Raw genomic sequence first — 10,791 nt, 5'->3', positions numbered from 1 at the left:
GGTCCGTGGAAAAGGAAAGGCGCTCTTTCTGCGTGTTGCGCAGCACCATTTCCTCCAGCCCCGGCTCATAGATCGGCAGAATCCCTTTTTTCAGGTTCTCGATCTTGTTTTCATCTATGTCAATGCAAGTTACATCGATCCCAACTTCGGCAAAACAAGTGCCCGTTACCAGACCCACGTAACCTGTGCCAACTACTGCTATTCTCACTTGTGTACTGAATAATAAGCTTTTGGCTAAGCCAATACTTTAGATTTTCGTTTCTTTTGCCCTACTTGTTCATAGCCGTTACCGTATCCATAGCCGTATCCCTTCACATTGCTTGTGACAGCATCATTCAGTACAACCATCGGCGACTTAAGCTTCATATTCCGATAAATATCGTCTATTATGATCAACTGCTCTTTTAAGGTGTAACCGCAACGAACAACATAAATAGTAGAATCGATATAAGGAGCCAGGTTAAAGGTATCGGCAACCTGACCAACAGGAGCAGTATCTAAAATAACATAATCGTAGGCAGACTTAAGCTCTTCAATCAAATAACCTAGTTTCGGGCTTGTCATCAATTCCACTGGGTTTGGCGGAATCGGACCAGATCCAATTACAAATAAGCCAGGATAACCTTCTATCGGAACAGTAATTTCATCGATGGTAACCTTTTCAGAAACAAGATAATTCGTGATACCAAACTCTGTAGGTAAGTTAAGGTCATGCATCAGCCTTGGTTTGCGAAGGTCTAAGCCAAGTATAACGACCTTTTTACCAGTCATTGAAAGACTCGCAGACAAGTTGATACTGAAGAAGGTTTTTCCTTCACCACTCATACTCGATGTAACCAACACTACTTTGTTTTCTCTACCCATAGTTGAGAACTGCAGGTTAGATCGAACAAGGCTGAATAACTCAGCCACCGGACTTCTGTTTCCTTTACTAACAATTAGTGTCTCATCAGAATCGTTATGTCCGAGTTCACCAATTATTGGCGTATCAGTAGCATCCTCAACATCCTTTCTTAATTTGACTTTGTCATCTAATAAATAACTGATGTAGATACCTATAAAGGGAATGATCAAACCAGCCAAAAAAGCAATACCCAGCACAATACCTTTCTTAGGACTAACTGGCTTTTTACTCACCATAGCGGAATCGATGATGCGTGTATGAGAAACAGCCGCAGCCAGCGATAAAGAAGATTCTTCACGCTTCTGCAAAAGATATAAATACAATCCTTCCTTTATACCCTGTTGTCTTTTTATTTCCAGGAGTTCTCTCTCTATAGCCGGAATCTGCTCTATCCTTGACTTAAATGCAGTCATATTACCCCGTAGATTACTACGGGTGATTGTTAATCCTCTTTTTATATTGTGTAGGTTCTCAAGAATATTACTTCGAAGGTTAGCAAGCTGATCTTCTATATTCTGCACAAGCATGCTATTGGCCTGTGTTGTACTTACCAATCGTTCACGTTCCAGTTGTAAGCTATTAAACCTTCCAATAAGGCTCATTAAAGTAGCATCCTGGATGCTTAGCGTACTAGGCACTAATTTGTATTGTGAACCATTCTCACGAAGATACTTTTCAATTGAACTCAGCACATCCAGCTGAATCTCTAATTCTCCCAGTTGCTTATTATACTCACTGGCATTTTCGATGTATAGTTTGGCATCAGAACTTACATCGGTAAGTTGATTTTGTTTTTTATAGTTTTCTACATCTTTCTCTACATTTGAAAGTTCAGTTGTCAGGAAGGTCAGTCTCTCATCAATAAACTGGATGGTGTTAGAGGCAACCTCATTTTTATCTTCTAAAGCCTCGATGTTGTAAACTTCAACGAGCTTATTAATTATATCCCTTCCCTTATCTCTCACTGGGGTTTCGAGGCTAAGCCAAAGCACACTTGCTTTTTTATTAACAGCCTCTATAGTAATCCTTTCGATATACTGCTCTGCTAATTCATGAATATCATTAAACTTAACATGAATCTCTTTAGGACTTTCAGGGTCTGTAATTTTGGGTAAGGCTAAAACAGTGAATGTCCCGAATGGCTTCACAACTTTTTTTCCGAACTCATGTTCAGATCTCTCTACTGATCCTTCTTCATCTTCTGTTACAAGCTCAAATCTATTATTCTCTTTAATGAAGACTGTAACATCCGTTTCAAATGCAGTAGAATCGACCTTATCAATTATAACTTTGATTGGTAGCTGCTTTCCGTAAATTTCCCGATCTTTAAAGAAAACCGGAGTGTAATAAGTAGTATTCAGAGAAAGCTCGGTCAGCACGCGCTCCATCAAACTAATGGAGTTTAATACTTCAATCTCATTATCTATATTCTTAGTGCCGCTGAAAATGTCGAGCCCTTCAAGATCGCCTCCACTTAATAAACTTGCCCCTTTTTCTTCATCCTTTATCAGAATTTTACTTTTTACTGTATAAACAGGTGAAGTATATTTTAGATAAAAGAACCCTAATCCCAATGCCAGTACAACACCCAACACAAAGAGGTGCCATGAACGGGCAGACCTTAATGCTAACGCTTTAAAATCGATTTTCCCTTTATCTTCAGTTTCCAGCCCAAGCAGAAGCTTCTGAAGTTCAGTTATTTCTTTCTCCGCCATAACCCTTTTAGTATTAAAATAATCTAGCAATAAAAATAGAAGCAATAGAGGCGGCAGCCGCTATAATAGAGAGGGTTCTGGTATTTGAACTAGCCTGCACTTCTTTCATTCGGTCTGGCTCAACATACACCACATCATTTTGCTGCAAATAGAAGTATGGCGAGTTTAATACTTCTTTGTTGTTTAAATTAAGGCGTACCATTTTCCTGACATCATTCTCTTCACGGATAACAAGAACATTTTCTCGCTTTCCGAATGCAGTCATGTCGCCAGCCATACCAAGCGCCTCTAGTATGTTAAGTTTCTGAGTGGGGACTGTAAAAGTAGATGGGCGGTTAACTTCCCCCACCACTGTTACTTTAAAATTGAGATGCCTGATATTTACAATCGGATCCTTGACGTGTGCGTTCAGTTCAGAAGTAAACATTTCAGTTGCTTCTGTTTTAGTAAGCCCGGCTACTTTTACCTTTCCTAAAACTGGGAAGTTCACATAGCCATCTTCGTTCACAAGATATCCTTCCCGGTACAGGTTGCTGGGAAGTGTATTACTGGCACTGTTGTAGTTCGGAATAGTACCAGATGTCGGAGTTACCTCCCCTCTGTTGAAAACAGCATTAGCTTCCGGACTGATACTTGTAACAGTGATACTTAGAATATCATCCGGCTGAATTTTAGGAATTCTACTATTTTTAATTTCTTCGGCTATTTCTGTCTGTTGCTGAAGATCACTAAAATAAGCTAAGTTTCGTGGTGTGCAGGATGTAAAACAGATAAGGGTAATAAGGGCTAAAAGTTTGGATTTCATATTAAATGGTATAACAAATCACGCGGAACTTATACATCACTTTAAACTGCAGTGTATAAGGCAAAAAATAAAATCTCACAAAGCTACTTAATTACCTCTATATATTAAAACACATTACAAACAATGCAATAAAAGTCACATTTTGATTTTTAGAAAAGGATAATCAAAACAGCTAACAACATTCATCAGAACTACTTTTTTATAAAGATTATCCTAACTATAGTGTTTATATTAACCTCAGATGTTTATAGAAAATTTAATATTTTTCCCCACCTCAAAAAAAGAAGAAAAAAGAATGTAAATATTATTGAATTCCAAGTAGCAGGAAGTGGCGAATGCCGTTGATATAAAATAGTAAAATATAAATTAGGTGCCTGAAGCTCACGTTATATCCAAACATCTAATATTATAATCTCTATTTAGTTTTGCCCCTTATTTAATAGCATAGAACCCTTGAGATAATTAGCACCTAAATAGCCATAGCTTGATTACTATTATATTCATGATAACTTAAAGACGCTTGTAGGAGCTGTGCACGCTACGAGGACTGTAGCAACTATACCTAGCAACCAACAGGAACTGCACACTATTAGGTCTTTAGTAAACTATGGTCTGAGATAAATTTCTCCCGCTGTCTGAAATGACAAACTATAGTACAAATAAGATGTCTCACAACTATGCTTGCTCTTTTGGACTCACGTCTCAAGAATGCTCGACATGACATAAAGGACTAACTATAAAAACGAAAAGCCGCTGGCTTTCGGCACAGCGGCTAATCTACCTTTGGCTATATCTTCATACTTTAACCAATGCAGCTTAAACGCTAACATGGGTTGTATATTGTTCTTTACTTAAAACGGTGGCTCTTCGTCGAATTTAGAACCCGGGAAACCTCCCCCGCTACTGCTGCCATCATTCATGCGGCTACCTAAACGGATGGAGCCTGGCGCTTCGGCATCGAAGGTGCTGTTTGGTAAGGCGTTAAAACCTCCACCAAATCCATCTCCCCCGAAATCACCATCCAAGTTAGTAAATTTCGTGTACTTGCCAATAAACTTCAGCTGTACGTTTTCCAGTGAGCCGTTACGGTGCTTTGCTATAATTACTTCACCCACACCGGCTGTAGGGTTACCCATTTCGTCTTCGGTAATGCCGTAGTACTCGGGACGGTACAGGAAGCAAACCATATCAGCATCCTGCTCAATCGAACCAGATTCACGAAGGTCTGATAGCTGCGGACGCTTATCGCCACCACGTGTTTCTACGGCACGGCTGAGCTGCGACAACGCAATTACCGGAACACTAAGTTCCTTGGCCAGCATTTTAAGTGCCCGCGAGATCGACGCAATTTCCTGTTCACGGTTACCACCACCTTTGCCATCAGCGTTTCCGCTCATCAGCTGAAGGTAGTCAATAATGATCATCTGGATGTCGTACTGCGCTTTTAAGCGGCGGCATTTGGTACGAAGCTCACGTATCGAAAGACCAGGTGTATCGTCGATAAAGATCGGGGCTTCGGTCAGCTTTGAAATTTTATGGTTCAGCTGCGCCCACTCGTATTCTTCCAGGCTGCCTTTTTTGATCTTTTCAGAATCAAGCTCGGCTTCCGAAGAAATAAGACGGTTAACCAGCTGCAACGACGACATCTCGAGAGAGAAAATGGCAACCGGTTTTTTAAAATCGACTGCCGCATTTCGCATTACCGAAAGAACGAAAGCGGTTTTACCCATCGCCGGACGAGCCGCCAGGATGATAAGGTCGGATGGCTGCCAGCCGGAAGTTACACGATCCAGCGCTGTGAGGCCGGTTGGTACACCTGTTAAGCCGTCGGTTTGCTTGCGCTTTTCTTCCAGTTCTTTAATGGCCTGGTGCATCAACGAGCGCATGTCGTCGAAGTTCTTACGGATGTTGGATTCCGAAACTTCGTATAGTTTGGCTTCGGTCTTATCCAGCAGCTCAAACACGTCGGTGGTATCTTCAAACGCGCTCGACAGTACTTCCGAAGAAATAGAGATCAGGTCGCGCTTAATGGAGTTCTCGGTAATGATACGCGCGTGGTACTCGATGTTGGCTGCCGAGTTTACGCGGGTGGTAAGCTGCGTTACATAGTAGGCACCACCGGCCAGTTCCAGTTCGCCCTGCTCACGCAGCTGGTGCGTTACCGTCAGGATATCGATCGGCTCTGACTTATCAAATAAAGCAAGTATCGCTTTAAAGATGCGTTGGTGTGCTTCTTTGTAAAAACTCTGCGGGCGCAGAATATCGATTACCGTGGTAAGGGCATCTTTTTCTAACATCAGAGCGCCTAACACGGCCTCTTCCAGGTCCAGCGCCTGCGGTGGCTTTTTGCCAAGCTCCGAAACAGCAGTTGTTTTCTTCTGCCATCCGTTGCGTTGTCCCGCCGGGCGCACATTCATTTGCATTTCCTCCATAAGCACAAATATATAGCTTCTTATATAGCCTCCGAAGCTAAATAGTTGTTAAAAATTGCGCACGCACCTATCAACAGTTTTAACCGGGGCTGTCAACAAGATAAGGAGTTTTCCATATATATATCCACAAAATATCCACATATTAGTGTATAGCTATTTTTATTTAGTCAAGGTCTTCTAACTTTGTCTGCTTACAATAGTATTTGCCCGGCATTTATGGAGAAGAAGGAACTACATCGCATACACCTGATAGCAACGGGTGGCAGCATTATGCACAACCTGGCACTGGCCCTGCACGACAAAGGCCTGCAGGTAACAGGATCGGACGACGAGATTTTTGAGCCTGCTAAAAGCAGACTGGCAGCAGCCGGTTTATTACCCGAACAGGAAGGCTGGTTCCCCGAGAAACTGGATGCAACTATAGATGCTGTTATACTTGGAATGCATGCCCGCCCTGATAACCCAGAATTACTACGTGCCCAGGAATTGGGGTTACCGATCTACTCTTTCCCGGAGTTTATTTACGAGCAGAGCCGCAACAAGCAACGCATTGTAATTGGTGGCAGCCATGGCAAAACGTCCATCACGTCTATCATCATGCATGTGCTGAAGGAAAATAACCGCAAGTTTGATTATGCTGTAGGCGCGCAGCTGGAAGGTTTTGATCGTATGGTAAAACTGACCGAAGATGCCCCGATCATTATCATAGAAGGCGACGAATACCTGTCCGACCCGATCAAGCGTGTTCCGAAATTCCATTTATACCACCACCACATTGGCGTGATCAGCGGCATCAGCTGGGATCATATCAACGTGTTTCCGGACCCGGAGATGTATCGCGACCAGTTCCGCATTTTTGCTGAGATGACGCCAAAAGCCGGTACCCTAATCTATAACAAAGATGACGAACAGGTTCAGTTAGTAGCGGTGCCGCGCAATCCTGCTGATATTAACTATATCGGCTATGGCGTGCACGACCATACTATAAAAAACGGCAGAACGATACTGCATACCAAAAAGGACGGCGATATAGAGATACAGCTGTTCGGGGAGCACAACCTGCGCAATATTAACGCTGCCAAGGAAGTGTGTAAGCAGATCGGTATCAAAGCGCATGACTTTTATAATGCCCTGAAAACCTTTAAAGGCGCAGCCAAACGATTGGAGAAATTAGGTGAGACTGACACAACGGTTATTTACCGCGATTTTGCCCATGCGCCATCTAAAGTAAAAGCGACTACCGAAGCCGTTAAAGCACAGTACCCGCAGCGCAAATTGGTAGCCGCCCTGGAGCTTCATACCTTCAGCAGCCTGAACAAGAACTTTATTCCGCAATATGCCGGTGCGCTGGATAAAGCCGATGAAGCTATAGTTTACTTCAACCCGAAGACGATAGAGCACAAACGCATGGAAATGCTTTCGGAAGATGAACTGAAGGTAGCTTTTAAAAACCCGAACCTTAAAGTTTACACCGACTCTGAAGCCTTGCAGCAACACCTGCTTAACTATAGCTGGCAAAACGCCAACCTGCTACTGATGAGCTCAGGCAATTATAACAACATTAACATGGAGGCGCTAACGCAGGCGGTTCTAAAAGCATAACCATATGAAACTGAACCTGAAACGCCCCATCGTTTTCTTTGACCTTGAAACCACCGGCACCGACATCTGCAAAGACCGTATCGTAGAAATCAGTGTGCTGAAAGTAAAACCCGACGGTGAAGAAATCCTGAAAACCCGCAAGATCAATCCTACTATTCCGATACCACTGGAGTCGAGTTTGATACACAAGATATACGACGAAGATGTAAAGGACTGCCCTACGTTCGCCCAGATCGCCAAAGACCTGGACCAGTTCATGAAGGGTTGTGATTTAGGTGGCTATAACCTGATCAGGTTTGATATTCCATTGCTGGCAGAAGAGTTTCTGCGTGCCGGTATTGACTTTGACCTGGATAACCGTAATGTGGTGGATGCCTGCCGTATTTTCCATATGATGGAGCAACGCACCTTGTCTGCAGCCTACAAATACTACTGCAACAAAACCCTGGACAACGCGCACAGCGCCGAAGCCGACACCGTTGCTACGTACCATATTTTAATGGCCCAGCTCGACCGTTACCAGAACACACCGGTAGAGATTACAGAAGGGATTGAAGAATATCCGGTACAGAACGACATGGCGCAGCTGCACAAATTTACGTTCCAGAAAACAGCAGACCTTGCCGGCCGCATAGTATACAACAATTCCGGACAGGAAGTATTTAACTTTGGCAAACACAAGAACATAGCTGTGGAAGAAGTGCTGCAACGCGAGCCAACTTACTACGACTGGATGATGAAAGGTGATTTTCCGCTGTATACCAAAAAGATCTTAACCCGCATCCGCCTACGCAGCATGCAGAGCAGTGTGTCTTAGGATTTATAGCTTGATGCATTGCAAAGGCTTTCCTGATGAAGGAGAGCCTTTTTTGTTTTTTCTGAATCAGGTTTTACAGGATTAGAGGATTTTCAGGATTGGGCCTTGGCTATAGTTGGAACAGCTATAGTTTTATTGTTAAGGATAGTCCAACCACCCCTGCCCCCTCTCAAGAGGGGAATTTCTGCTGTTGCTATAGTTTGATTATAGTTCTATAGTTGCAGTGGTTCAAACCACCCCTGCCCCTCCTTATCCAAGGAGGGGAACTCTGATACTGCTATAGTTTGACCTATAGTGCTATAGTTCCAGACCACGAACAGGACAGGTTTACCTGTCCCTACGGAATTGTAACCACGAGTAAAACCGATTTGCCCAAGCTAAGAGCATAAACAGCAACTATAGTTTAAGCATTGGCTATCGAGCTTGTTATCAGTCTTTGGGTTGAGCGCCTCGAGAGGTTCCGGTGCCGTCAGGCATGGCGACGCAGGAGCCAAGGAAGCGAAAGCAGCGCGATGCCCGAAGACGGGGCCTCCTGGCCTGGGAGGGAGCCAACGAAACTATAAAACTATAGGTTCTTAGAGCTCCCAGGAATAAAGGAAGTTTGGAAGTATAGCTTGTTTCCAGCAGTAGGCAAAGCAAATTATAGAACTCTAAGACACATAAGATGTCTCGGCTGCGCTCGACATGACAAAGGAAAAACAATAAGAAACATAAATTCATTTACTTTCACTCCATGCAGCCAACTATAAACAAACAGGGCATCGAAATCGATGCCCTGTTTTAGTTACCTTGATACTCTCAAAGGTTGTAAATCTTTTGTATTCCTGGTTTCATCGTCACGGGTATTCCGTAGCCTGGCATTTTTCAGCAATTGGTTTGAGTCACTGAACTTCTGCTCACAGAAGCTGCCGGCAGCACGGCTCTCGCATTCGCAACCTGTAATCTGGTTGCCTGAGAAAGTGAAGAAACAGAAACTACAGCCCGCTGTGGCGCCGCAGATAAACTTCTTGCTCTTACTGCTCAGGTATAGGCTGTTATCCGAAGCTACATCCAGTTGCAGGGCCATGGCGCGGTAAGAACCGTTCCGGATGCCCATGCCAACCAGGTAATACCCGGCTTTGTCCTGCTTAGCTTCCTGCACCTTGTGTATCATTACCTTATCTACCACAGTGCCATCGCCAAACTCTGTTATAAAAGGCTGCATCAGGTCCAGTGGCGGCACAATGTAATCAATACTATCAAACACCACCTGCGCCAGTAACTGCCCGTCGTAAGCTACAGAATCTGCATCTGCTTCAGCAATTTCGTCGCTTTCTTCCGGAAACGCTTCGCGGCGGGTACAAGCTCCGGTCATCAGAAGTACAAATGCCAGAACAGTTAGCAGACGTGCACCGGAAGGCAACTCTTGCCAAAGGCGCATAAGGGTGTTGTTAGACATAGAGGGTTTAACTATTGGTTAAGGCTTTATTTTCTGTAATATTTTTTTGCCTCAGGTATAAATTTTTGCAGGTTGCTCAGGCGCGTACCGGCACTTGGGTGAGTTGATAAAAACTCAGGTGGCGCCTGCCCGCCAGATTTTGCTTCCATACGCTCCCAGAACGGTATAGCTGCAGCAGGATCATACCCAGCCATGGCCATAAAGATCAGTCCTAAACGGTCGGCTTCTGTTTCCTGGGTGCGGCCATACTTTAATAAACCAAGCTGTGAGCCAACACCATAAACCGTCATTACTAAGTTCTGAGCTGTACCTGGCTGCGAACCGGCCAGGGCCTGCAATGTTACGCCGCCAAACTGCTGTGCCAGTTGCTGGCTCATACGTTCGTTACCATGTTTGGCTATAGCGTGCGCAATCTCATGCCCCATTACGACAGCAAGACCGGTTTCGTTTTGCGCAACTGGTAAAATTCCTGTATAAACTACGGTTTTTCCGCCAGCCATTGCCCAGGCGTTTACCTGGTCGTCCTGAATCAAATTAAATTCCCATTGAAAACCATCCAGTTCCTGCGATAAACCGTTTTGTGCCATATACTGTTCTACAGCACGTTGTATACGTTGCCCGGCACGTTTAACCATGGCCGTGGCCTGTGCATCTCTGGATAATTTATTTTCTTTCAGGAATTGATCGTAGGCATCGTAGCTAAGCGACTGCATCTGCGCATCCGATACCAGGTTCAGCTGTCGGCGGCCGGTTATTGGCACCGTGGTACAGGCTACCATCATCACCACAGCTGCTGTAAAAGCAATAATTTTCTTGTACATACTTTTTAAATTTTTAGTGGCTAAACACTTTTGTTCAAAATCTGAACCAAAAATAAAAATAGCCCTCGGATTCAACGATAAATGAATAGGTAAATTGCTATATACACAGCTAAAGCTTTTACTTACACAGTATCAGACACTCCTGCTAAAAGACAATTACCTGCACAATTATACGTTTCGGGGTTATACTATAGTTGTAAAACTAAGCACGGCCAACTACAGCTGATTTTGTGGATTACGGGTATGGTTTAGCAGTT

At 43.8% G+C, this 10,791-nt stretch carries 8 protein-coding genes; 2 read left to right on the top strand and 6 right to left on the bottom strand.

Annotated elements, in window-relative coordinates:
• From H7F15_RS09140 to dnaB, 4 genes are all read right to left on the bottom strand, one after another.
• Positions 1 to 208: 3-hydroxyacyl-CoA dehydrogenase NAD-binding domain-containing protein (locus H7F15_RS09140; RefSeq protein ID WP_255481315.1), on the bottom strand; the 208-nt coding region annotated here is incomplete at its 3' end.
• Positions 209 to 234: 26 nt separating this feature from the next.
• A complete protein-coding gene (locus H7F15_RS09135; protein WP_185196659.1) occupies positions 235 to 2,619 on the bottom strand; it encodes a polysaccharide biosynthesis tyrosine autokinase in 2,385 nt (794 codons plus the stop codon).
• A gap of 13 nt (positions 2,620 to 2,632) precedes the next feature.
• Positions 2,633 to 3,424 carry a polysaccharide biosynthesis/export family protein gene (locus H7F15_RS09130; RefSeq protein WP_185196658.1) on the bottom strand — a complete coding sequence of 264 codons (792 nt, stop codon included), beginning with the start codon at positions 3,422 to 3,424 and terminating at the stop codon, positions 2,633 to 2,635.
• An 851-nt stretch (positions 3,425 to 4,275) separates the two neighbouring features.
• A complete protein-coding gene (gene dnaB, locus H7F15_RS09125) occupies positions 4,276 to 5,856 on the bottom strand; it encodes a replicative DNA helicase (RefSeq protein ID WP_185196657.1) in 1,581 nt (526 codons plus the stop codon).
• Positions 5,857 to 6,072: 216 nt separating this feature from the next.
• Here dnaB and murC point away from each other — a divergent pair, with 216 nt between their 5' ends.
• Together murC and H7F15_RS09115 are read left to right on the top strand one after the other, a co-directional pair.
• Complete coding sequence (gene murC, locus H7F15_RS09120) at positions 6,073 to 7,458, top strand: UDP-N-acetylmuramate--L-alanine ligase (RefSeq protein WP_185196656.1); 1,386 nt, start codon at positions 6,073 to 6,075, stop codon at positions 7,456 to 7,458.
• 4 nt (positions 7,459 to 7,462) lie between these two features.
• Positions 7,463 to 8,275, top strand: coding sequence for a 3'-5' exonuclease (locus H7F15_RS09115; protein WP_185196655.1), 813 nt, complete (start codon positions 7,463 to 7,465; stop codon positions 8,273 to 8,275).
• 784 nt (positions 8,276 to 9,059) lie between these two features.
• Here H7F15_RS09115 and H7F15_RS09110 read toward each other — a convergent pair.
• Positions 9,060 to 9,713, bottom strand: a complete 654-nt coding sequence (locus H7F15_RS09110; protein ID WP_185196654.1) for a hypothetical protein — start codon at positions 9,711 to 9,713, stop codon at positions 9,060 to 9,062.
• A 26-nt stretch (positions 9,714 to 9,739) separates the two neighbouring features.
• A complete protein-coding gene (locus tag H7F15_RS09105) occupies positions 9,740 to 10,534 on the bottom strand; it encodes a M48 family metallopeptidase (protein WP_185196653.1) in 795 nt (264 codons plus the stop codon).
• Between the last annotated feature and the right edge of the window lie 257 nt (positions 10,535 to 10,791).

Origin of the sequence: Pontibacter sp. Tf4, assembly GCF_014212495.1 — a bacterium.
Classification (GTDB): Bacteria; Bacteroidota; Bacteroidia; order Cytophagales; family Hymenobacteraceae; genus Pontibacter.
Note: the sequence above shows the minus strand (reverse complement) of the source record. Positions and strands in the feature narration are given on the sequence as shown.

Excerpts from the sequence above, each read along its gene's own strand:
- murC (WP_185196656.1), top strand. The coding sequence starts at position 6,073 with ATGGAGAAGAAGGAACTACATCGCATACACCTGATAGCAACGGGTGGC.
- H7F15_RS09110 (WP_185196654.1), bottom strand. The coding sequence starts at position 9,713 with ATGTCTAACAACACCCTTATGCGCCTTTGGCAAGAGTTGCCTTCCGGT.
- H7F15_RS09115 (WP_185196655.1), top strand. The coding sequence starts at position 7,463 with ATGAAACTGAACCTGAAACGCCCCATCGTTTTCTTTGACCTTGAAACC.
- H7F15_RS09105 (WP_185196653.1), bottom strand. The coding sequence starts at position 10,534 with ATGTACAAGAAAATTATTGCTTTTACAGCAGCTGTGGTGATGATGGTA.
- H7F15_RS09130 (WP_185196658.1), bottom strand. The coding sequence starts at position 3,424 with ATGAAATCCAAACTTTTAGCCCTTATTACCCTTATCTGTTTTACATCC.
- H7F15_RS09135 (WP_185196659.1), bottom strand. The coding sequence starts at position 2,619 with ATGGCGGAGAAAGAAATAACTGAACTTCAGAAGCTTCTGCTTGGGCTG.
- dnaB (WP_185196657.1), bottom strand. The coding sequence starts at position 5,856 with ATGGAGGAAATGCAAATGAATGTGCGCCCGGCGGGACAACGCAACGGA.